The sequence below is a fragment of the Streptomyces sp. SKN60 genome (assembly GCF_026236535.1).
Taxonomy (GTDB): domain Bacteria; phylum Actinomycetota; class Actinomycetes; order Streptomycetales; family Streptomycetaceae; genus Streptomyces.
This window is the reverse complement of sequence record NZ_JAHTMW010000001.1, coordinates 269,115-290,948: the sequence shown is the minus strand read 5'-3', so window position 1 is coordinate 290,948 and position 21,834 is coordinate 269,115. Positions and strand designations below refer to the sequence as shown.

19 protein-coding genes and 2 tRNA genes are annotated in these 21,834 nt (G+C 69.6%); 7 read left to right on the top strand and 14 right to left on the bottom strand.

Annotated elements, in window-relative coordinates:
- Positions 1-75: 75 nt before the first annotated feature.
- The 3 genes from KV205_RS01375 to KV205_RS01365 form a co-directional block, all read right to left on the bottom strand.
- Positions 76-669 (bottom strand): bifunctional 2-polyprenyl-6-hydroxyphenol methylase/3-demethylubiquinol 3-O-methyltransferase UbiG, encoded by a 594-nt coding sequence (locus KV205_RS01375; protein ID WP_265861447.1) that lies wholly within the window; start codon positions 667-669, stop codon positions 76-78.
- A 79-nt stretch (positions 670-748) separates the two neighbouring features.
- Positions 749-2,023 (bottom strand): acyltransferase, encoded by a 1,275-nt coding sequence (locus KV205_RS01370; RefSeq protein ID WP_265861445.1) that lies wholly within the window; start codon positions 2,021-2,023, stop codon positions 749-751.
- A 161-nt stretch (positions 2,024-2,184) separates the two neighbouring features.
- Positions 2,185-2,257: transfer RNA gene (locus tag KV205_RS01365), tRNA-Ala, on the bottom strand.
- Between the two features lie 132 nt (positions 2,258-2,389).
- On the opposite strand from KV205_RS01365, the gene KV205_RS01360 reads away from it, so the two are divergent.
- Complete coding sequence (locus KV205_RS01360) at positions 2,390-2,938, top strand: DNA-binding protein (protein ID WP_265861444.1); 549 nt, start codon at positions 2,390-2,392, stop codon at positions 2,936-2,938.
- Between the two features lie 31 nt (positions 2,939-2,969).
- Complete coding sequence (locus KV205_RS01355) at positions 2,970-4,223, top strand: serine/threonine-protein kinase (protein ID WP_265861442.1); 1,254 nt, start codon at positions 2,970-2,972, stop codon at positions 4,221-4,223.
- An 8-nt stretch (positions 4,224-4,231) separates the two neighbouring features.
- Here the strand turns inward: KV205_RS01355 and KV205_RS01350 are convergent, their stop codons facing one another.
- From KV205_RS01350 to dnaA, 11 genes are all read right to left on the bottom strand, one after another.
- Positions 4,232-5,536: a hypothetical protein gene (locus KV205_RS01350; protein ID WP_265861441.1), complete on the bottom strand. Its 1,305-nt coding sequence runs from the start codon at positions 5,534-5,536 to the stop codon at positions 4,232-4,234.
- 171 nt (positions 5,537-5,707) lie between these two features.
- A complete protein-coding gene (locus KV205_RS01345) occupies positions 5,708-5,842 on the bottom strand; it encodes a DLW-39 family protein (protein ID WP_003958712.1) in 135 nt (44 codons plus the stop codon).
- Between the two features lie 145 nt (positions 5,843-5,987).
- A tRNA-Ile gene (locus tag KV205_RS01340) sits at positions 5,988-6,061 on the bottom strand.
- A gap of 110 nt (positions 6,062-6,171) precedes the next feature.
- Complete coding sequence (locus KV205_RS01335; protein ID WP_265861422.1) at positions 6,172-6,756, bottom strand: DUF3566 domain-containing protein; 585 nt, start codon at positions 6,754-6,756, stop codon at positions 6,172-6,174.
- Between the two features lie 96 nt (positions 6,757-6,852).
- Positions 6,853-9,495: a DNA gyrase subunit A gene (gene gyrA, locus KV205_RS01330; RefSeq protein WP_265861421.1), complete on the bottom strand. Its 2,643-nt coding sequence runs from the start codon at positions 9,493-9,495 to the stop codon at positions 6,853-6,855.
- A gap of 41 nt (positions 9,496-9,536) precedes the next feature.
- Positions 9,537-11,567: a DNA topoisomerase (ATP-hydrolyzing) subunit B gene (gyrB, locus tag KV205_RS01325; RefSeq protein ID WP_265861420.1), complete on the bottom strand. Its 2,031-nt coding sequence runs from the start codon at positions 11,565-11,567 to the stop codon at positions 9,537-9,539.
- Between the two features lie 395 nt (positions 11,568-11,962).
- Positions 11,963-12,544, bottom strand: coding sequence for a DUF721 domain-containing protein (locus KV205_RS01320; RefSeq protein ID WP_265861419.1), 582 nt, complete (start codon positions 12,542-12,544; stop codon positions 11,963-11,965).
- Positions 12,544-13,674, bottom strand: a complete 1,131-nt coding sequence (gene recF, locus KV205_RS01315) for a DNA replication/repair protein RecF (protein ID WP_265861418.1) — start codon at positions 13,672-13,674, stop codon at positions 12,544-12,546. Before recF ends, KV205_RS01320 begins: the two co-directional genes overlap by 1 nt.
- A 56-nt stretch (positions 13,675-13,730) precedes the next feature.
- Positions 13,731-14,609, bottom strand: coding sequence for a phosphogluconate dehydrogenase (NAD(+)-dependent, decarboxylating) (gene gnd / locus KV205_RS01310; RefSeq protein WP_265861417.1), 879 nt, complete (start codon positions 14,607-14,609; stop codon positions 13,731-13,733).
- A gap of 201 nt (positions 14,610-14,810) precedes the next feature.
- Positions 14,811-15,941 (bottom strand): DNA polymerase III subunit beta, encoded by a 1,131-nt coding sequence (dnaN, locus tag KV205_RS01305; protein ID WP_015034855.1) that lies wholly within the window; start codon positions 15,939-15,941, stop codon positions 14,811-14,813.
- Between the two features lie 871 nt (positions 15,942-16,812).
- Positions 16,813-18,606 (bottom strand): chromosomal replication initiator protein DnaA, encoded by a 1,794-nt coding sequence (gene dnaA / locus KV205_RS01300; RefSeq protein ID WP_265861416.1) that lies wholly within the window; start codon positions 18,604-18,606, stop codon positions 16,813-16,815.
- 382 nt (positions 18,607-18,988) lie between these two features.
- Here dnaA and rpmH point away from each other — a divergent pair, with 382 nt between their 5' ends.
- The 5 genes from rpmH to KV205_RS01275 are packed head-to-tail and all read left to right on the top strand — an operon-like array spanning position 18,989 to position 21,722.
- A complete protein-coding gene (gene rpmH, locus KV205_RS01295; RefSeq protein ID WP_015659252.1) occupies positions 18,989-19,126 on the top strand; it encodes a 50S ribosomal protein L34 in 138 nt (45 codons plus the stop codon).
- A 21-nt stretch (positions 19,127-19,147) separates the two neighbouring features.
- Positions 19,148-19,519, top strand: a complete 372-nt coding sequence (gene rnpA, locus KV205_RS01290) for a ribonuclease P protein component (RefSeq protein ID WP_265861413.1) — start codon at positions 19,148-19,150, stop codon at positions 19,517-19,519.
- Entirely contained in the window at positions 19,516-19,842 is a 327-nt protein-coding gene (gene yidD / locus KV205_RS01285; protein ID WP_265861412.1) for a membrane protein insertion efficiency factor YidD, read from the top strand. Before rnpA ends, yidD begins: the two co-directional genes overlap by 4 nt.
- Positions 19,843-19,845: 3 nt before the next feature.
- Positions 19,846-21,183, top strand: coding sequence for a membrane protein insertase YidC (yidC, locus tag KV205_RS01280; protein ID WP_265861411.1), 1,338 nt, complete (start codon positions 19,846-19,848; stop codon positions 21,181-21,183).
- Positions 21,184-21,212: 29 nt separating this feature from the next.
- Complete coding sequence (locus tag KV205_RS01275; protein WP_265861410.1) at positions 21,213-21,722, top strand: R3H domain-containing nucleic acid-binding protein; 510 nt, start codon at positions 21,213-21,215, stop codon at positions 21,720-21,722.
- Positions 21,723-21,834 lie beyond the last annotated feature (112 nt).

Sequence of the window (21,834 nt, the reverse complement as noted above, 5' to 3'; positions counted from 1 at the left end):
ACCCCTGAATCTAGGGCTCGGTGGCCCAGAGATCCCGGTCCATTGAGTGGCAGTACGACTGGGCCACTTTCCCCGTCAGGAAGCCTTCTTCCCCACAAGCACGAACTCGTTGTAGGGGAAGGCCTTGCCGATCGACCGGGCGAACGGGAAGGAGTAGCTGCGCTCGACGACCAGACCCGCCTTCTCGGCGTGCGCGCGCAGCCCGTCGAAGTCGACGAAGCGCACATGCGTCGCGTCCGTCTTGTAGCCCGCCTCCTGCGGACAGATCAGCACCACCGAGCCGCCGGGCTTCACCAGCGGCAGGTACTGCTCCAGGACCGAGTTCCCCAGCGTCTCGTCCATGTGCTCCAGGACATGCGCGCACAGCAGACTGTCGAACGAACCCGGGCCGCAGTCCGGGGCCGCGGCCAGCTCGTCCGGCGTGTACGCGTTCAGCCCCCGCTCACGACACGTGGCGACCGAGGTCGCGTTGTGGTCGACACCCACACTGTCCGGCCCGCAGTTCAGCAGGTTCCGCCCGATGCCGCAGCCGACGTCCAGGACCCGCCCCAGACCCAGCCGCTTCAGATTCCACCGGTACGGCGCCTGAGTGGGCAGCAGACGTTTGATCCCCGAGCTCTCCAGCCGCGCGAGCCGCTGGGTGTAGTCGGAGGATTCCGTGCCGGACATCGACGACCGCCTTCTGTTGTGATCAGGCTCACAGCCTAAATCAGGGGCGGAGGCCCGCCAAGGGCGGGCTTCGCCTCTGTCAGTGGCCCGCGCGCACTTCCTCGTTCGGCGGGGCCGTGACGACGTCGGCCGGGCGCTCGAACCGGCTCGGGCCGCCCTTCCCCGCGTCGCCGCCCTTCCCCGCGCCGCCGGCGGCGCCTCGCCTGCCGAGGCGCAGGTCCTTCGCCCGCATGGCCGGACGTTCGACGAGGTGCCAGGACGCCGCGGCGAGCAGCACGGTCAGGACGAAGGTCAGCGCCAGGTACGCGGCCAGGCCCCAACGGGCCAGGCCGAGCAGGGCCAGCGTCTGCTGCACCAGGAAGCCGTAGATGTAGATGCCGTACGAGTAGTCGTTCTTGGCGCCGATGCGACGGCAGGGTGCCGGCAGCCGGATGGCGAGCCAGACCAGCAGGTAGGCGAAGGCCGGGATGCCGACGGTGAACAGGTAGCCGAAGTGCAGGCTTCCCAGCAGGACGACGAGGGCCGCGATCCCGAGCGGGTCGCTGACCGGCACCCGCTCCTTGTAGAGCTCGATCACCGCGCCCAGGGCGAAGGCGAATCCGAGGTACACGAGGAACGAGGCGTTGATCTGGCCGAACGGCGGAAGCTGGAAGATCGGCAGGCCGTGAGCGCTGTACGGGCCCGCCCAGAACGCGTCCGTGCTCGCCTCACGTATGACGAGCCAGCCGAGGACCGCGGTGATCAGGACGACGGCGCGGCGCGCTCGCGCCAGCACGCCGGTCACCGCCAGCGCCGCCACGGCGAGGTAGCAGAGGAACTCGTAGCGGAGGCTCCACAACGCGCCGTTGAACGCTCCGTTGTGGACGAGCCCCGTCGATCGCGCGTCCGCCATGACACCCGATATGTCGTACTGCTGGGTCGCGACCGCCCAGTTCCCCGTCAGGTAGTCGACGGGGCCGGCGGGCCCGCCGAAGCCCTCCATCGTGGAGTGGAGGCGCCAGTAGAGCAGCGGAGCGGCCACGAACGCGGCGACGAGCAGGCACACCCAGAACCCGGGCAGGATCCGCAGGACCCGGTGCCACAGGAATCGACCGAGCGTCAGACGGACACCGCTGCGGGTGACGAGGATTCCGGACAGGACGAAGAAGCCGTAGACCGAGAGCTTGCCCAGGTCGGTCTGGCCGCCGCTGAAGGCGTGCAGGTACTCCCTGCCCCCGTATCCGAGGATGCGGGCGTGCGACACGACCACCGCCGAGGCCAGGATCAGCCTCAGGAGACCGAGGCTGTTGTTCCGGCCGGTGAGCAGCTCGGCGACGGTGCCATGTGACCATCGCAGCGCGAAACCGCGATGCATGAAGAGTTCCCTAACCTGTGAAATAGCGACGTATTGTCGATCGCCTGTCCGGTCGGTGTCCAGTCACGGCAGGCGCGACGGGCCCGCCGCAGGCGCGCGGAGGTACGCCAGAAAGCCCCTCCGGGCCCGCGTTTTCGCAGGTCGGAGGGGCTTTCTTCCGGTGGAGCCTAGGGGAGTCGAACCCCTGACATCTGCCATGCAAAGACAGCGCTCTACCAACTGAGCTAAGGCCCCGGAACGAGACCAGAGTACCGGGTGACCCCCCGTATCCCGCAAAAGGATTGGGACTCCCCGTGGGCGACCACGCTCCGTAAGATGCTGACCGGGGTTCGCAGTGGCGAACCCAAGGGATGGGGAGAAGTAGTAATGGATACAGCGCAGCAGGAAGCCACGGCCAGAGCCAGGGAGCTTCAGCGCAGTTGGTACGGGGAGCCGTTGGGGGCGCTCTTCCGTCGACTGATCGACGACCTCGGGCTGAACCAGGCCAGGCTCGCCGCCGTGCTCGGGCTCTCGGCGCCCATGCTGTCCCAGCTGATGAGCGGCCAGCGGGCCAAGATCGGCAATCCCGCGGTCGTCCAGCGTGTCCAGGCCCTGCAGGATCTGGCCGGCCAGGTAGCCGACGGCAGCGTCAGCGCCGCCGAGGCCACCGACCGGATGGACGAGATCAAGAAGTCCCAGGGCGGCTCCGTGCTCACCGCCGGCAGCCAGACCACCTCCAGCAGCGGCGCGCCCACCGTGCGCCGCGTGGTGCGCGAGATCCAGTCCCTGCTGCGCTCCGTGGCCGCGGCCGGCGACATCATCGAGGCGGCCGACTCGCTCGCGCCGGTCCACCCCGAGCTGGCAGAGTTCCTCCGGGTGTACGGCGCGGGGCGCACCTCCGACGCGGTCGCCCACTACGAGTCGCACCAGAACTAACGCCGACGGTACGGGGAGCGGGCGCAGCGCGATGGGTGAGGTCTTCGCGGGTCGGTACGAGCTGATCGATCCGATCGGCCGCGGCGGGATCGGCGCGGTCTGGCGTGCCTGGGACCACCGGCGCCGCCGTTACGTGGCGGCCAAGGTGCTCCAGCAGAGCGACGCCCACGCGCTGCTCCGCTTCGTGCGCGAGCAGGCGCTGCGCATCGACCACCCGCATGTCCTCGCCCCGGCCAGCTGGGCCGCAGACGACGACAAGGTCCTCTTCACGATGGACCTGGTGGCGGGCGGCTCGCTGGCGCACGTGATCGGGGACTACGGCGCGCTGCCGCCCCGGTTCGTGTGCGTCCTGCTCGACCAGCTGCTGTCCGGTCTGGCCGCGGTGCACGCAGAGGGGGTCGTGCACCGCGACATCAAGCCGGCGAACATCCTCATGGAGGTCACCGGCACCGGACGGCCGCACCTGCGGCTCTCCGACTTCGGCATCTCGATGCGCAAGGGCGAGCCCCGCCTCACCGAGACCAACTACGTGGTGGGGACGCCCGGTTACTTCGCGCCCGAGCAACTGATGGGCGCCGAACCCGACTTCACGGCCGATCTGTTCGCGGCCGGTCTGGTCGCGCTCTATCTGCTCCAGGGCCGCAAGCCCGACTCGCAGGCCCTCGTGGAGCACTTCCGGGCGCACGGCACGCCGGGCGCCCCGCAGGGCATCCCGGAGCCGCTCTGGCAGGTCCTCGCCGGGCTGCTGCAACCCGACCCGCAGGCGCGGTTCAAGACGGCCACGGGGGCGCGCAAGGCGCTCACGGCGGCCGTCGAGCTGCTGCCGGAGCCCATGGCCGGTGAGGAGCCGGTCGAGGTCTTCGACCAGATCGGCCCGCTGCCGGCCGGCTTCGGCCCGGACGGCCCGCAGCCCGCGGCCCCGGCCCCGGCCGCGCCCGCGCCCGTACCCGTACAGCAGCCCTCACCGCACCAGGACGCCGTACCGCCCCTGCCGGGGCCGTCCGAGACCGGCAGCTTCCATCTGCCGCCGCCACCGCAGCACGCACCCGTGCAGGCGCCCGCGCCGCAGACGCCGACCCAGCGGGTGGTCGCGGCCCCCGCCGCCCCGGCCGCCTTCGCCCAGACGCCCACGGCGGCCGTGCCGTACGGGCAGCAGCAGCCGCACAACCAGCCCGCCGTGGTCCCCGTACGCCGGCCGGGGCCGCCCGCCAAGGTGGCGGTGCCGGTCCTGATCACCGCCCTGGTGTGCTTCGCCGTGGGGATCTGGGCCCTGCTCCAGGCCTAGGCCGTATTTCAGCGCGCCCTACGGGCCAGGAGCCACCAGGCGCCCAGGCCGAGCAGCAGCACGCTGCCCGCGCCGATGCCGGCCGCGCCGACGATCTTCAGGGTGCCGCTGCGTTCGGCCTCGCCGGCGCTCTGGCCGCTGGCGGCCGCGTCGCGGTCGTCCGCGGTCACCGAGAAGACGCCGGCGGGCCCGGCGTACGGCGGTGCGGGCTTGGCCTGGCCCGTGATGTTCACGCGCAGGGTCAGCGGCAGCGGCTTGTCCCCGTAGTCCTTGGCCAGTTCCGGGCTGAGGGTCGCCGACAGGTAGTACCAGCCGGCGAAGCGCATGGCGCTGGTGGAGTCGTTGGACGCGAAGCGGTTCTCATAGGCCACCGGGCGCTCCGGGTCGAGCGCCATGGTCGCCGGGTCGCCGGAGTACGTCATGGAGTCCTGGTCGACGTGGCCGCGCGCCGGGTTCTCCAGGGAGAGCACCAGCGCGTTGGAGACGTAGGCGTCGCCGGCCGGGCTGCTGCCCAGTTCGGCGCTGGCGAAGAGCTGCTGGCCCCAGTCGACCGGCACCCGGTAGTAGACCGTCCGGCCCGGCGCGAGGTCGGTGCGCCACTCGCCCTGCGTCAGCGAGGTGGCGTCGGTGAAGCCGGCGCCGCCGTCGCGCCGCTGCGGGCCGCCGGTGGGCGGCTGGGGCGTGCCGGAGGCCCAGTTCGAGGGCAGCGCGGTCGGGCCGGGTGCCTTGGAGAGGCCCGGCTCGGTCAGATAGCGGATCTCCAGGTCCCAGTCGCCGCCGTCCGAGCCGTCCTTGGAGTCGCGCTCGACGAGGACGTAGTACGCGCCGGCCTGCGTGCAGCTCGTCGACTCCGGCTCGATGGTGCGGTGGGCGTACGCGGCGATCGGCCGGGTGAAGTCGCCGGAGAAGGAGGCGGTCTGGTAGCCGCACTGGCTGTTGGAGCCGTCCTGCATGCTCACCTTGATGCCGTCGCCGTAGGTGGCCTTGCCGCCCTTCTTGGGGACGGCGACGACGGAGACGTACGCGTTCTGCTTCGTGTCGAGGTCGACGCGGTAGTAGAGCTTGCCGTCCTTCTTGATGGTGTCGCGGTAGGTCTGGCCGGCCTTCAGCCGCGCGGCGTCCAGGTTGGAGACGGCGCCCTTCACCTGCTGCGCGGCTCCGTCGAAGGCGTACGCGCCGTCGCCGCCGGCCGCCGCCCACGCCCCGCCCGGCAGGGCGAGGCCCGCGCACAGTGCCGTGGCCAGCGCCCCGGCCGCCCGCCCGTACCCCGCGGCCGTGCCCCGGCCGCGCCCGGTACCCCGTTGCCTCTTCACGCGCTTCCCCTCGTCGTGTCCGTGCCGGCCCATCCTGCCCGCCCGTACGGCCCACACCCTACAAATTCGCGAGAGCAAGCTTTCCGTTCGCAAGAGAAAACCAGAGGAGACAGAGCGAGGCCCCGGCCGCTTCGCGCGACCGGGGCCTCACCCTTGGACGATCTGTTCGTCTCACACACCCGAACCTGCGGGCACGGAGTCGGTCGCCTCCGTCCACAGATCCTGCTCGGCGCGATCCGCCTGGATCTGGCGGTACACGAGGAGCCCGCCGATGGCGGCCAGTGCGACCAGGAGAAGCTTCTTCACCGCGCGACCTCGTCTTTCGTTGACGTAGGAGACTTCTGACGCCCACTCTACACACCGGTCGATATCGATCGGTGACCTAGCCGGACACGCGTCCGACAAAAGCAATCGGCCCGGACGGGTGAACCGTCCGGGCCGATCTTCTGTGTGGGGCTAACAGGATTTGAACCTGTGGCCTCATCCTTATCAGGGATGCGCTCTAACCAACTGAGCTATAGCCCCGCCGCGCTTTGCGGTGTGTGTCCCGCGCGCTGACTCCTGAAGATTAGCGCACGTGGGGGCCAGTCCCAAAATCGGTTCTGATCAGGCCCCCGCACAGCACCTCGCGCAGGTCACTCGTCCTCGGCGAGCGTGAGCTCGACGCCGCCCACGAAACCGGCCGAGAGGTTGTAGATGAAGGCGCCCAGGGTGGCGAGTGCCGTCATCAGGACGACGTCGATCACCGCGATCACCGAGGTGAACATCAGGACGCGCGGCAGCGACAGGAAGGACTGCAGGTCGAAGCCGTTCGACTCGTTGGAGCCGGTCGCCTCGCTGATGGTGCCGCCGACGGTCGAGAAGACGCCCATGGCGTCCATGACCATCCACAGCACCGCCGCGGCCACCACCGTGCAGATGCCGAGCGCGATGGAGAGCAGGAAGCTCACCTTCATCACCGACCACGGGTCCGCCTTGGCGACCCGCAGCCGCGCCTTGCGGGTGCGCGGCGTGGTGCGCGCCCCCGTCCGGGCCTTGCGCTGGGCGGCCGCGTTCTGGCCCCCCAGGGTGCCGCCGGCGCCACCGCCCTGCGGCTGCTGGCCGGTGCCATAGGCCTGCGGCGGGTGGTACGGGCCGCTCTGCTGCGCCCCCGCCCGCTCGCCGGGCAGTGGCCCGTTGTACGTCTCGTACGAGGGCCGCTGCCCCCGAGTGTCCGTCACCGTACCCCCTTGGGAGTCCGTGGCGGGGCCACGGGCACCGCTCGATCCTGCGGACCGGCCGTCGGCCGAACCGGCGCCCGTGGCTCCACTCACGCTCTACTCCTCGTGCTCCCCGGTCGCGGGCTCCGTGCCCTCGACCGCCTCGGCTGTCTCGACCGCCCCGGCCGTCTCGACAGCCCCAGCCTCGGTCGTCTCGACAGCCTCGTCGGCATCCTCGTCCTCGCCGCCCTCGGCATTGCGGGCGATTCCGACGACGGCATCGCGCTTGCCCAGGTTGATCAGCTGGACGCCCATGGTGTCACGGCCGGTCTCCCTGACTTCGTTGACTCGCGTACGAATCACACCGCCGGACAACGTGATGGCGAGGATCTCGTCCGTCTCCTCGACCACCAGCGCGCCCACGAGCGAGCCACGGTCCTCCACGATCTTGGCGGCCTTGATGCCGAGGCCGCCACGACCCTGGACGCGGTACTCGTCGACGGCGGTGCGCTTCGCGTAGCCACCGTCGGTCGCGGTGAAGACGAAAGTACCCGGCCGGACGACATTCATCGAGAGAAGCTCGTCGTCCTCGCGGAAACTCATCCCCTTGACGCCGGACGTGGCGCGTCCCATCGGGCGCAGCGCGTCGTCCGTGGCGGTGAAGCGGATCGACTGCGCCTTCTTGGAGACGAGCAGCAGGTCGTCCTCGGCGGACACCAGCTCGGCGCCGATCAGCTCGTCGTCGCTGCCGTCCTCCCGCTCGCGCAGGTTGATCGCGATGACGCCGCCGGAGCGCGGGGAGTCGTAGTCCTTGAGGGCGGTCTTCTTCACCAGGCCGGCCTTGGTGGCGAGCACCAGGTACGGCGCGGCCTCGTAGTCGCGGATCGCGAGGATCTGGGCGATCTGCTCGTCCGGCTGGAAGGCCAGCAGGTTGGCCACGTGCTGGCCGCGGGCGTCCCGGCCGGCGTCCGGCAGCTCGTACGCCTTGACCCGGTAGACCCGGCCCTTGTTGGTGAAGAACAGCAGCCAGTGGTGCGTGGTGGAGACGAAGAAGTGGTCGACGATGTCGTCCTGCTTCAGCTTCGTGCCGCGCACGCCCTTGCCGCCGCGCTTCTGCGAGCGGTAGTCCTCGGTCTTGGTCCGCTTCACATAGCCGCCACGCGTGATGGTGACGACGATGTCCTCCTCGGCGATCAGGTCCTCGATGGACATGTCGCCGTCGAAGGGCACCAGCTGCGAGCGGCGGTCGTCGCCGAACTTGTCGACGATCGCGGCCAGCTCCTCGCTGACGATCGCGCGTTGCTTCTCGGGCGAGGCGAGGATCGCGTTGTACTCGTTGATCTTCGCCTGGAGCTCGTCGTGCTCGGCGACGATCTTCTGGCGCTCCAGGGCGGCGAGCCGGCGCAGCTGCATCTCGAGGATGGCGTTGGCCTGGATCTCGTCGATCGTGAGCAGGTCCATCAGGCCCGCGCGGGCGACCTCGACGGTCTCGCTGCGCCGGATGAGGGCGATGACCTCGTCGATCGCGTCGAGCGCCTTGAGCAGACCGCGCAGGATGTGGGCGCGCTCCTCGGCCTTGCGCAGCCGGAAGCGCGTCCGGCGCACGATGACCTCGATCTGGTGCGTCACCCAGTGGCGGATGAACGCGTCCAGGGAGAGGGTGCGCGGCACGCCGTCGACGAGCGCCAGCATGTTGGCGCCGAAGTTCGTCTGGAGGTCGGTGTGCTTGTAGAGGTTGTTGAGGACGACCTTGGCGACGGCGTCCCGCTTGAGCACGATGACCAGGCGCTGGCCGGTCCGGGACGAGGTCTCGTCGCGGACGTCGGCGATGCCGCCGATCTTGCCGTCCTTCACCAGGTCGGCGATCTTCTGCGCGAGGTTGTCCGGGTTGACCTGGTAGGGCAGCTCGGTGACCACCAGGCACTGGCGGTTCTGGATCTCCTCGACCTCGACGACCGCGCGCATGGTGATGGAGCCGCGGCCGGTGCGGTACGCCTCCTCGATGCCCTTGCGGCCGACGACGAGCGCGCCGGTGGGGAAGTCCGGGCCCTTGATGCGCTCGATGAGCGCGTCGAGCAGCTCCTCGTGGCTGGCCTCGGGGTTGGCCAGGTACCACTGGGCACCCTCGGCGACCTCGCGCAGGTTGTGCGGCGGGATGTTGGTCGCCATGCCGACGGCGATGCCGGCGGAGCCGTTGACCAGCAGGTTCGGGAACCGGGCCGGAAGGACCGTCGGCTCCTGGTTGCGGCCGTCGTAGTTGTCCTGGAAGTCGACGGTCTCCTCGTCGATGTCCCGGACCATCTCCATCGACAGCGGCGCCATCTTGCACTCGGTATAGCGCATGGCGGCGGCCGGGTCGTTGCCCGGGGAGCCGAAGTTGCCGTTGGAGTCGACCAGCGGCATCCGCATCGACCAGGGCTGGGCGAGGCGGACGAGGGCGTCGTAGATCGAGGTGTCGCCGTGCGGGTGGTACGTACCCATGACGTCGCCGACGACGCGGGCGCACTTGTAGAAGCCCTTCTCGGGCCGGTAGCCACCGTCGTACATCGCGTACAGCACACGGCGGTGCACCGGCTTGAGGCCGTCGCGGACGTCGGGCAGCGCGCGGGACACGATGACGGACATCGCGTAGTCGAGGTACGAGCGCTGCATCTCGGTCTCGAGCCCGACGGGCTCGATCCGCAGCTGCGGCTCCTCCTCTTCCGTGGCCCCGGTGTTCTCGGTGTTCTCGGTGTTCACAGGAGTGTTGTCGTCGGCCATTGCTGGTCGTCAGTCCTTTCGTACGGTCAGCTGAGACCGACTCAGATGTCGAGGAAGCGAACGTCCTTGGCGTTGCGCTGGATGAACGAGCGCCGCGCCTCGACGTCCTCGCCCATCAGCACCGAGAACAGGTCGTCGGCCTGGGCGGCGTCGTCCAGGGTGACCTGGCCGAGCACCCGGTGCTCGACGTCCATGGTGGTGACGCGGAGCTCCTCGGCGTTCATCTCGCCGAGACCCTTGAAGCGCTGGATCGAGTCCTCGCGGATCCGCTTGCCGTTCTGCTTGCCCAGCTCGACGAGCGCGTCGCGCTCGCGGTCCGAGTAGGCGTACTCGAAGTCGTCCCGGCCCCACTTGATCTTGTACAGCGGGGGGCGGGACAGGTAGACGTGACCGGCCTCGACCAGCGGGCGCATGAAGCGGAAGAGGAAGGTCAGCAGCAGGGTGTTGATGTGCTGGCCGTCGACGTCGGCGTCCGCCATCAGGATGATCTTGTGATAGCGGAGCTTCTCGATGTCGAAGTCCTCGTGCACACCGGTGCCGAAGGCGGAGATCAGCGCCTGGACCTCGGTGTTCTGCAGGATCTTGTCGACCCGGGCCTTCTCGACGTTCAGGATCTTGCCGCGGATCGGCAGGATGGCCTGGTACATCGGGTTGCGGCCGGACTTGGCCGAGCCGCCGGCGGAGTCACCCTCGACGATGAAGATCTCGCACTTGGTCGGGTCGTTCGACTGGCAGTCGGACAGCTTGCCCGGCAGCGACGCCGACTCCAGGAGGCCCTTGCGGCGGGTCAGGTCGCGGGCCTTGCGCGCGGCCACGCGCGCGGTGGCGGCGTTGATGCCCTTGCGGATGATGTCCGCGGCCTCGACGGGGTTGCGGTCGAACCAGTCCGTGAGGTGCTCGTGGACGACCTTCTGGACGAAGGTCTTCGCCTCGGTGTTGCCGAGCTTCGTCTTGGTCTGGCCCTCGAACTGCGGCTCGCCGAGCTTGACCGAGATGATCGCGGTCAGACCCTCGCGGATGTCGTCGCCGGTGAGGTTGTCGTCCTTCTCGCGGAGCAGCTTCTTGTCGCGCGCGTACTTGTTGACGAGCGTCGTCAGCGCCGCGCGGAAGCCCTCCTCGTGCGTACCGCCCTCGTGGGTGTGGATCGTGTTGGCGAAGGAGTACACACCCTCGCTGTACGAGGAGTTCCACTGCATCGCGATCTCGACCGAGAGCGTGCGCTCCTTGTCCTCGGCCTCGACGTCGATGACGCTGGGGTGGATCAGCTCGCCCTTGCGCGAGTTGAGGTACGTCACGAAGTCGACGATGCCGCCCTCGTAGTGGTACTTCACCGTGCGGGCGGCGGGCTCGGCGGCCGCCTCGGCGTCCGGGTCGTCGGCGCCCACGGTCGCCTTCGCGGACTCGCGCTCGTCGGTGAGCGTGATGGTGAGGCCCTTGTTGAGGAAGGCCATCTCCTGGAAGCGGCGCGAGAGCGTCTCGAAGGAGTACTCGGTCGTCTCGAAGATGTCCGGGTCGGACCAGAAGGTGACCGAGGTGCCGGTCTCGCCGGTGGCCTCGTGCTGCGCGAGGGGCGCGGTCGGGACGCCCATCTTGTAGTCCTGCGTCCAGCGGTGGCCGTCGGTCTTGATCTCGACGGAGACCTTCGTGGACAGCGCGTTCACGACGGAGACGCCGACGCCGTGCAGACCGCCGGAGACGGCGTAGCCGCCGCCGCCGAACTTGCCGCCCGCGTGCAGCACGGTCAGCACGACCTCGACGGCCGGCTTGCCCTCGGAGGCCACGATGCCGACCGGGATGCCACGGCCGTTGTCGACGACACGCACGCCGCCGTCGGCCAGGATCGTCACGTCGATGGTGTCCGCGTGCCCGGCCAGGGCCTCGTCGACCGAGTTGTCGACGACCTCCTGCACCATGTGGTGCAGGCCGCGCTCGCCGGTCGAGCCGATGTACATGCCAGGGCGCTTGCGCACGGCATCCAGGCCTTCGAGGACCTGGATGTTGCTGGCGGTGTACTGCTTGTTCTCGTTGGGGTTGCCGGAATCGGCCACGAAGCGCCCTTTCTGGCACAGCACAGGCCGTTCTCCGGGCATACGGGAGCCGGCTGCGTCGTTCGACTTGTTCCGCAGGGTGGCGGGATTGTCTTCCAGTCTACCGGTACCACTGACACTCATGGGGGTTTGCCGGTACCTGAATGCTCATGTGCCGCCCTCGACGGCCCCGAGACGACTCCCCATATCCGGAGAGGGGCTCCAGAGGCCCCTGACGGCCACCTAGCGCTTCGGGTCGTAGCGCGTTGTGGCGACGGAGGGTGGGCACACGGCGCCGGCTGACGCCACCGCGTTGTGGGCATGCGTTCCGCAAGGGCTGGGGGTCCCCCGCCGAAGGCAGGGGGAGGGTGGGCACAACGCCCACGCGCACGGCGCCCTTCTGCTTGGACCCGCGCCCGTACGGACCTGCCGGCGCCGTACTACCCGTACGTGTCCCCGGGCCCGGTGGACCCGGGCGCCCTGAGCGGCCCGTAGCCCCGCCGCGGCCCGCCAGGCCCGAGCACCTTGATCATCCGCACCGTGCCGTGCCCGAGGTCCTCGTTCAGCCGCGCCACCAGCCTCGGCGCGAGCAACCTCAGCTGCGTCGCCCACACCGTGGAGTCGCACTGCACGGTGAGCACCCGCTCGTCCGGCTCCTCGTCGTACTTCAGCGGCACGCAGTGCTTCGCCAGGTCCTCGCCGACGATCTGCGGCCAGCGCCCCATGACCCCGCCCACCGCCGCCGGCGTCTCCCAGCCGCGCTCGGTGATCAGCCGGTTGATCGCGGCGCCGAGCGCCATCGGGTCGCGCCCGTCGGCGCGCGCGCCGGAGCGCAGTCCGCCGCCGCGCCGGGCCTGCTTCTTCTGCGCGGCCGCCGCGCCCCGCGCCTTCGCCTGCTCCTTGGCGGCGCGCAGCGCGACGCGGGCGAGGTCGACCCCGGTCGGCTCGGGGGCGGAGGAAGCCGGGGAAGCCGTAGATTTGTCCACAGGCTGTGGAGACTGTGGGGAACTCTCGCCGCTCATCACCGCGCCGCCACCTTCTCCACCGCGCCGCCCGCCACCGCGTACCGCGTCCCCGCGAGGACCCCCGGCACGTCGTCGTCGACCGCCGCCGTCACGAGCACCTGCTCGCCCGGTGCCACCAGCTCCGCGAGCCGCTCGCGGCGCCGCGCGTCCAGCTCGGCGAAGACGTCGTCGAGGACGAGCACCGGCTCGTTGCCCTCAGCGCGCAGCAGGTCGTACGAGGCGAGGCGGAGCGCCAGCGCGTACGACCAGGACTCGCCGTGGCTCGCGTACCCCTTGGCCGGCAGGTCGCCGAGCTTGAGCAGCAGGTCGTCGCGGTGCGGTCCGACCAGCGTGACGCCGCGCTCGATCTCCTGTTTGCGTACGTCGGCGAGCGCGCCGATCAGCTGCCCGTACAGCTCCTCGCGGGTGTGCCCGGCACCGGGTGCGGACGGCTTGTACTCCAGCTGGACCGGACCGCCGCCCGGCGCCAGCTGCTCGTACGCCTTGTCGGCGAGCGGGCGGAGCATGCCGATGAGGTCGAGCCGCTGGGCGAGCAGCTCGGCGCCGGCCCGGGCCAGGTGCTGGTCCCACACGTCGAGCGTGGACATGTCCATGGAGCGGCCGCCGTGCCGCCGCGCCATGGCGGCGGACTTCAGGAGCGTGTTGCGCTGCTTGAGCACCCGCTCGTAGTCGGAGCGCACGCCCGCCATGCGCGGCGCGCGCGCCGTGATCAGCTCGTCGAGGAAGCGCCGGCGCTCACCGGGGTCGCCCTTGATCAGCGCCAGGTCCTCCGGCGCGAACAGCACGGTCCGTACGATGCCGAGCACGTCCCGTGGCCTGACCTGCGAGGACCTGTTGATACGGGCCCGGTTCGCGCGCCCCGGGTTGAGCTCCAGCTCGACCAGCTGGGAGCGCTCGCCCTGGGTGACGGCGGCCCGGATGACCGCCCGCTCCGCGCCCATCCGCACCAGCGGGGCGTCGGAGGAGACGCGGTGGCTGCCGAGGGTGGCGAGATAGCCGACCGCCTCGACGAGATTGGTCTTGCCCTGGCCGTTCGCCCCCACGAACGCGGTGACGCCCGGATCGAGCGGAACCTCGACCCGGGCGTACGAGCGGAAGTCGGCCAGCGACAGATGCGTGACGTGCATGGTGGGCGCCGACCTTCCCCCGGCTGCTGTGCACCGCGGGGTGCACAGCCTGTGGATTACTTCTTCGTCTCGACCGCGTGGCCGCCGAACTGGTTGCGCAGCGCGGCGATCATCTTCATCTGCGGCGAGTCGTCCTGACGCGACGCGAACCGCGCGAACAGCGACGCGGTGATCGCCGGGAGCGGTACGGCGTTGTCGATGGCGGCCTCGACGGTCCACCGGCCCTCGCCGGAGTCCGAGGCGTAGCCGCGCAGCTTGTCCAGGTGCTCGTCCTCGTCGAGGGCGTTGACCGCGAGGTCCAGCAGCCAGGAGCGGATGACGGTGCCTTCCTGCCAGGAGCGGAAGACCTCGCGGACGTCGGTCACGGAGTCGACCTTCTCCAGGAGCTCCCAGCCCTCGGCGTAGGCCTGCATCATCGCGTACTCGATGCCGTTGTGGACCATCTTCGCGAAGTGGCCGGCGCCGACCTTGCCCGCGTGCACCGAGCCGAACTCGCCCTCGGGCTTGAGGGCGTCGAAGATCGGCTGGACCTTCGCGACGTGCTCGGCGTCGCCGCCGTACATCAGCGCGTAGCCGTTCTCCAGGCCCCAGACGCCGCCGGAGACACCGCAGTCGACGAAGCCGATGCCCTTGGCGGCGAGCTCCTCGGCGTGCTTCTCGTCGTCCGTCCAGCGGGAGTTTCCGCCGTCCACGACGATGTCGCCGGGGGAGAGCAGCTGGGCCAGCTCGTCGACGGTCGACTGGGTCGCCGCACCGGCGGGGACCATGACCCACACGACGCGCGGACCCTTGAGCTTGCCCACAAGCTCTTCGAGGCTGTGGACATCGGCGAGGTCCGGGTTGCGGTCGTATCCGACGACAGTGTGGCCGGCGCGGCGAATGCGCTCGCGCATGTTGCCGCCCATCTTGCCGAGACCGACGAGACCGAGCTCCATCAGAGATTCCTTAAGCGTCGTGTGCGGTTCGTACCCGGGTCCGAGCCTACGCCCGGACCCGCGTGCACACCTGTGGGGTCAGCCGCTCAATCGGCCACCCGTGGAGCGCCCCTGAAGGCCTGCTCAGCTCCGCTCAGCCGCTCAGCCGCACCGGCATACTGCGTCCCCCGGGGGACAACCCCCGGACCCCCGGCAGAGGGCTCAGCCGCTCAGCCGCACCGGCATGATCAGGTACTTGTAGGCCTCGTCCGCCTCCGCGTCGAGCGCGGGCTTGCCGCTCAGGAGGGCGGGCTTGGTGGAGGTCGTGAAGGAGAGCTGGGCGACCGGGGAGTCGATGGCGCTCAGGCCGTCGAGCAGGAAGGTCGGGTTGAAGGCGATCGAGATGTCGTCGCCCTCCAGCTGCGCGTCGACGCGCTCCACAGCCTGTGCGTCGTCGCTGGAGCCGGCCTCCAGGATGAGCACGCCCTGCTCGAAGCTGAGCCGGACCGGGGTGTTGCGCTCGGCCACCAGGGCGACGCGCTTGACGGCCTCGACGAAGGGGGCGGTCTCGATCACCGCGACCGAGTTGAACTCGGTGGGGAAGAGCGTCCGGTACTTCGGCAGGTCGCCCTCGAGCAGCCGGGTGGTGGTGCGGCGGCCGGCGCCCTCGAAGCCGATCAGGCCCTCGCCCTTGCCGGAGCCGGAGAGCGCCAGGGTGACCGTGTCGCCGCTGGTGAGCGCCTTGGCGGTGTCCAGGAGGGTCTTCGCCGGCACCAGGGCGACGGCGGAGGCGTCCGGGGACTCCGGCTTCCACAGGAACTCGCGGACCGCGAAGCGGTAGCGGTCGGTGGAGGCCAGGGTGACGGTGTCGCCCTCGATCTCGATGCGCACACCGGTGAGGACGGGCAGCGTGTCGTCACGGCCGGCGGCGATGGCCACCTGGGCGGCGGCGGAGGCGAAGACCTCACCGGGGACGGTGCCGGTGGCGGTGGGCATCTCGGGCAGCGCCGGGTACTCCTCCACAGGCAGGGTGTGGAGGGTGAAGCGGGAGGAGCCGCAGACCACGGTCGCCCGTACACCGTCTGTGGAGATCTCCACCGGGCGGTTGGGGAGGGCGCGGCAGATGTCGGCGAGCAGGCGGCCGGAGACCAGGACGGTGCCGTCCTCCTCGACCTCGGCCTCGACGGAGACCCGCGCCGAGACCTCGTAGTCGAAGCTGGAGAAGCTCAGCGCGCCGTCCTCGGCCTTCAGCAGAAGGCCCGCGAGTACGGGCGCCGGCGGACGGGCCGGAAGGCTGCGGGCCACCCACGCCACCGCCTCCGCGAGTACATCGCGCTCCACCCGGATCTTCACCGGAACCGCCTCCTGCTTGTTGCTGGCTCTTCGTCGACTGCGGGAACCAGTCTGACGTACGCCACCGACACTCGGTGCGGCTCGGGGTCAAGTCGCGACAACAGGTCGCCGAGGCTCCGGGCTCGAGTTGTGCACAGGCCCCGCTTCAAAGCGGATTCCGAGCTAACTATGAGTGGTCGTAGTAGTAGGGCCTGTGGAAACCGTGGATAACGTCGTCCATGCAGGTCAGGCCCGGTTTTTTGTCCACCGCCCCTGTGGGTGCAGCCCGTGGAAAACCGGGGTCCGCTGTGGACACACGAAAGTTCTGCACACCCGATTCACAGGCGACGGGGAGTTCTCCCCAGTGCTGTCCCCAGCTTTCCCCAGGTTCCCCACAGCCCAAACGTCTCCCTTGGTGTGACCGCTTTCACTCGCTCCAGTGAGCCCGGGCGTTTCGTTGCCGAACAGTGGACAGGCGTGTGGAGAAGCTGTGGGCAACCCAGCCCCGCCTGTGGGTTGCCGGTGGACAACCGAGTGGCGCCCCTGTGGACGAAACTTTCGTCCACAGCCTGTGGAGATCGTTTGCCAACAATTCCACAGGGCTCTGACCTGGAGTGATGGTCTGTCACCAGGTGGGCCTGTGGATGCGATCCGGATAACTCGACAGTCCCCACCCTGTGGACGGGAGATCATCCCCCAATCTGTGGAGAACCCGCCACCGCACCTCACTAATCGAACAGCGCCGCCGCGCCGAAGCGGCTCCGGGGACGCTGAAACGCCTCCGCGAACGCTGAAACGGCCCCGCGAACGCCGAAGGGCGCCCCGGATCTCTACCCGGGGCGCCCTTCGGCGATGCGGCGGCGTCAGCCTGGCGCGTCAGCGGCCTGGCACGTCAGCCGTTCTTGATGCGGTTGGTCAGCTCGGTGACCTGGTTGTAGATGGAGCGCCGCTCCGCCATCAGCGCACGGATCTTGCGGTCCGCGTGCATGACGGTGGTGTGGTCGCGGCCGCCGAACTGCGCGCCGATCTTCGGCAGCGACAGGTCCGTGAGCTCGCGGCACAGATACATGGCGATCTGCCGCGCGGTGACGAGCACCCGGCTGCGCGAAGAGCCGCACAGGTCCTCGACGGTCAGCCCGAAGTAGTCCGCCGTGGCCGCCATGATCGCGCCGGCCGTGATCTCCGGCGCCGTGTCCTCGCCGCCCGGGATCAGGTCCTTGAGGACGATCTCGGTCAGCCCGAGGTCCACCGGCTGCCGGTTGAGGCTCGCGAAGGCGGTGACGCGGATCAGCGCGCCCTCCAGCTCACGGATGTTCCGCGAGATCCGGGAGGCGATGAACTCCAGTACCTCCGGCGGGGCGTTCAGCTGCTCCTGGACCGCCTTCTTGCGCAGGATCGCGATGCGCGTCTCCAGCTCCGGCGGCTGCACATCGGTGGTCAGCCCCCACTCGAAGCGGTTGCGGAGCCGGTCCTCCAGGGTCACCAGCTGCTTCGGCGGCCGGTCCGAGGACAGCACGATCTGCTTGTTGGCGTTGTGGAGCGTGTTGAAGGTGTGGAAGAACTCCTCCTGCGTCGACTCCTTGCTCGCGAGGAACTGGATGTCGTCGACGAGCAGGATGTCCACGTCGCGGTAGCGCTTGCGGAACGCGTCGCCCTTGCCGTCGCGGATCGAGTTGATGAACTCGTTGGTGAACTCCTCGGAGCTCACGTACCGCACCCGGGTGCCCGGGTAGAGGCTGCGCGCGTAGTGCCCGATCGCATGGAGCAGATGGGTCTTGCCGAGGCCCGACTCGCCGTAGATGAAGAGCGGGTTGTACGCCTTCGCCGGCGCCTCGGCCACGGCGACCGCGGCCGCGTGGGCGAAGCGGTTCGAGGAACCGATGACGAAGGTGTCGAAGAGGTACTTGGGGTTGAGCCGCGCGTGCTGCTCGCCCGGCGCGCCCGTTCCGGCGCCCTGGCCGGACGAGGAGCCGAGGCCGGACCCGCCGCCCATGCCCGTCGAGCCGGCGCCCGGCCGCGGGCCGTGTGCCCCGGGACCGCCGCGGCCGCCGGGGCCGGACGGGCCGTCGGTGTCCGGGAGTTCGGCCCGCTCGGGGCGCTGCGGGTTCTGCTCGTACGGCGGGCGCTCGTCGTACCGCGGCTGCTGGGGCTGCTGCGGGCGGGGCGACGCGTACGGGTCGCGCTCCTGGAAGCCGCCGAGCCGCTGCTGCTGCCAGGAGATGTCCTCCTGGGCGCGCGGCCAGACGCCCGGGTCGGGGCGCTGCTGCTGGTACTCGGGGTACGCGGGGCGGGCGGTCGGCAGCCCGTCGTCGGGCATCGGGCGCCCGTACTCGTCGTACTTCTCGTACGCGTCGTATCCGCCGTACGGCTGCGGGGCCGGCCGGGCGGGCGGCGCCGGCGCGGGCGGCTCGCCCGCGGAGTCGTCGACGGTGATCGCGATCCGGATCGGGCGGCCGCAGGCGCGGCTGAGGGCCTCGCTGATCAGCGGGGCGAGCCGGCCCTCAAGCACCTGCTTGCCGTATTCGTTGGGCACGGCGAGCAGGGCGGTGTCGGCCACCAGCGCGAGCGGCTGGCAGCGCTCGATCCACTGCTTGTCCTTCGACTCGATGCCCTGCTGGCCTTCGCCGAGGAGCTGTTCGAGGACGCGCGGCCACACTGCGGCAAGATCGGCAGGTACGTCAGCCACGGGGCACGCTTCCTCATTGGTCCCACGAAGGTGTGGTTCTGCGGGACGGTGGGTCGAAGTCCGGAAGGACAGGTAAGGACAGAACGGAAAAGATTGCGGAGTCCAGCCACGGTAGTCGGGGCGGCTGACGTGGTTCAAGTTGTTGTCCACAGCCTGTGCACAGAGGGCCCCGTCGACCAGTCGGTTTGACCGGATGGCGTAGCCCCACGTACCGTAACCAGGTCGAGTTGTCGATGGCTGCTGCCGCCTGCCTCCGATGGGCGAAGATCACCATATGTGATCGCGAAGCGGTGCACTCGGGCGAATGCGAGAGCTACTCGTGGGCGCACGGTGACAGCCAGGCGATGTCCCGCCACCACCGAATGATTTCTGGAGCCCCCGAGTGAGCAAGCGCACCTTCCAGCCGAACAACCGTCGTCGCGCGAAGACCCACGGCTTCCGCCTGCGCATGCGCACCCGTGCCGGCCGCGCCATCCTGGCGAACCGCCGTGCCAAGGGTCGCGCGAGCCTGTCCGCCTGATCTGTCTTCGCAGGTCATGACGTGCTGCCTACCGAGAATCGGCTGAGGCGGCGCGAGGACTTCGCGACCGCGGTACGGAGAGGACGCCGGGCTGGACGCCCGCTCCTCGTCGTCCATCTACGCAGCGGTGCAACGGACCCGCACGCGCCTGGGGAGAGCGCTCCCCCGACGCGTGCGGGTTTCGTCGTGAGCAAGGCCGTAGGCGTAGCGGTCGTCCGCAACCAGGTGAAGCGTCGTCTCCGCCACCTCGTGCGCGAGCGACTCACTTTGCTTCCCCCCGGTAGCCTGGTGGTCGTACGGGCGTTGCCCGGAGCCGGTGACGCCGACCACGATCAGCTGGCCCGAGACCTGGACGCCGCTCTTCAGCGGTTGCTGGGAGGGGGCACGCGATGAAGTACCCGCTGCTGGCTCTCATCAAGCTGTACCAGTGGACGATCAGCCCGCTCCTGGGCCCCGTCTGCCGGTACTACCCGTCGTGTTCCCACTACGGATTCACGGCCATCGACCGGCATGGCGCGATCAAGGGCACTGCCCTGACCGCCTGGCGCATCCTGCGGTGCAATCCGTGGTCGCCCGGCGGCGTGGACCATGTTCCCCCGCGCAAGCGGCCGCGTTGGCACGAGATGCTGCGTACCGCCCTGCGTGGAGACAAGGGCGGGTCCTCCGCCGAGACGAGCCCGGCCGCAGAGACCTCGCCCAATGCTCAAGGAGCCTGATTAGTGGACACGATTGCCAATTTTTTCAGCTTCATCACCACACCTGTCTCATGGGTGATCGTCCAGTTCCACAAGCTGTACGGGGCGATCTTCGGCCCTGACACGGGCTGGGCCTGGGGCCTGTCGATCGTGTCCCTCGTGGTGCTGATCCGTATCTGCCTGATCCCGCTCTTCGTGAAGCAGATCAAGTCGACGCGGAACATGCAGGCGCTCCAGCCGAAGATGAAGGCGATCCAGGAGCGCTACAAGAGCGACAAGCAGCGTCAGTCCGAAGAGATGATGAAGCTGTACAAGGAGACGGGCACCAACCCGCTCTCCTCGTGCCTTCCCATCCTGGCGCAGTCGCCGTTCTTCTTCGCCCTGTACTCGGTGCTCTCGCACATCGCCGAGGGCAAGACGATCGGCGTCATCAACCAGTCGCTGCTCGACAGCGCGCGTCAGGCCCACATCTTCGGTGCGCCGCTGGCCGCCAAGTTCACGGACAGCGCCGAGAAGGTCGAGGCCCTCGGTGCCTCGATCACCGATGTCCGCATCGTCACCGCGGTCATGATCGTCCTGATGTCGGCCTCGCAGTTCTTCACCCAGCGCCAGCTGATGATGAAGAACGTCGACCTCTCCGTGAAGACCCCGTACATGCAGCAGCAGAAGATGCTCATGTACATCTTCCCGGTGATCTTCGCGGTCATGGGTATCAACTTCCCCGTCGGTGTCCTCGTCTACTGGCTGACCACCAACGTGTGGACCATGGGCCAGCAGATGTACGTGATCAACCAGAACCCGACTCCGGGCAGCAAGGCCCAGGACGCCTATCTGCAGCGTCTGCTCAAGAGCGTCTCCCACCACGGTGAGGTCCGCGGCCGCCGCCGCAAGAACATCGTGAAGGCCATCGTCGCCAAGGGCAGCGACCGCAACGACAACGAGCGCCGCTTCTTCGCGGGCCTCGCCAAGGCCGGCTTCGCCGCCCAGGTCGACGGCACCGTGCTCAAGAGCGACACCGCGGTCGCCGAGGCGGAGGGCGGTGCCGCCACCCGGCGCCAGCAGCCCAAGCGGCAGACCAAGGCGCAGCGCCAGTCCGGCGGTGGCCACCAGCCCCAGGCGAAGGACGCCGACACGGCGGACGAGCCCCAGGACGCGGCGCCCGGCGACCGGACCCCCTCGCTGGAGAAGAAGCCGCAGTCCCCGGCCAAGGGCACCAAGGCGGGTTCCGCCGATGACCAGGCCACCGGCGACAAGCCGGCCCGGCCGAGCCGCGCCAACTCCGGCGGCTCCCGCCAGGGCCAGGGCAAGTCCGGCCAGCGCAAGGGCCAGCAGCGGCCTAAGCACCCCTCCTCCAAGAAGTAAGCCTCCACGAAGCAAGAAGGAGTCCATCCGTGACGGAAGGCACCACCTCCGCCGCCGAGGGTGGCGACACCCTGACCCGCCTGGAGCAGGAGGGTGAGATCGCGGCCGACTACCTCGAGGGCCTGCTCGACATCGCCGATCTCGACGGTGACATCGACATGGACGTCGAGGCGGACCGGGCCTCGGTCTCGATCATCAGCGATTCCGGCAGCCGTGACCTGCAGAAGCTGGTCGGCCGCGACGGAGAGGTGCTGGAGGCCCTTCAGGAGCTCACCCGGCTCGCCGTCCACCGCGAGACCGGTGACCGCAGCCGTCTGATGCTCGACATCGCGGGCTTCCGCGCCAAGAAGCGGACCGAGCTCGCCGAGCTGGGCGCCAAGGCGGCGGAGGAGGTCAAGGCCTCCGGCGAGCCGGTGAAGCTGGACCCGATGACCCCGTTCGAGCGCAAGGTCGTGCACGACGCGGTCGCCGCCGCCGGACTGCGCAGCGAGTCCGAGGGCGAGGAGCCGCAGCGCTTCGTCGTCGTGCTTCCTGCCTGAACCCCCTCGTAGGATCGGCCCCGTCTGTTCGCAGGCGGGGCCGAACTTTGTCAGCCTGATAGTCAGCCACACAGTGCGCTCGCGCGGTATGCGTGCGGTACGGAAGGACGGT

Coding starts and splice junctions, on each gene's coding strand:
- KV205_RS01375 (WP_265861447.1), bottom strand. CDS start 669: ATGTCCGGCACGGAATCCTCCGACTACACCCAGCGGCTCGCGCGGCTG.
- KV205_RS01370 (WP_265861445.1), bottom strand. CDS start 2,023: ATGCATCGCGGTTTCGCGCTGCGATGGTCACATGGCACCGTCGCCGAG.
- KV205_RS01360 (WP_265861444.1), top strand. CDS start 2,390: ATGGATACAGCGCAGCAGGAAGCCACGGCCAGAGCCAGGGAGCTTCAG.
- KV205_RS01355 (WP_265861442.1), top strand. CDS start 2,970: ATGGGTGAGGTCTTCGCGGGTCGGTACGAGCTGATCGATCCGATCGGC.
- gyrA (WP_265861421.1), bottom strand. CDS start 9,495: ATGGCCGACGACAACACTCCTGTGAACACCGAGAACACCGAGAACACC.
- KV205_RS01320 (WP_265861419.1), bottom strand. CDS start 12,544: ATGAGCGGCGAGAGTTCCCCACAGTCTCCACAGCCTGTGGACAAATCT.
- recF (WP_265861418.1), bottom strand. CDS start 13,674: ATGCACGTCACGCATCTGTCGCTGGCCGACTTCCGCTCGTACGCCCGG.
- gnd (WP_265861417.1), bottom strand. CDS start 14,609: ATGGAGCTCGGTCTCGTCGGTCTCGGCAAGATGGGCGGCAACATGCGC.
- yidD (WP_265861412.1), top strand. CDS start 19,516: ATGAAGTACCCGCTGCTGGCTCTCATCAAGCTGTACCAGTGGACGATC.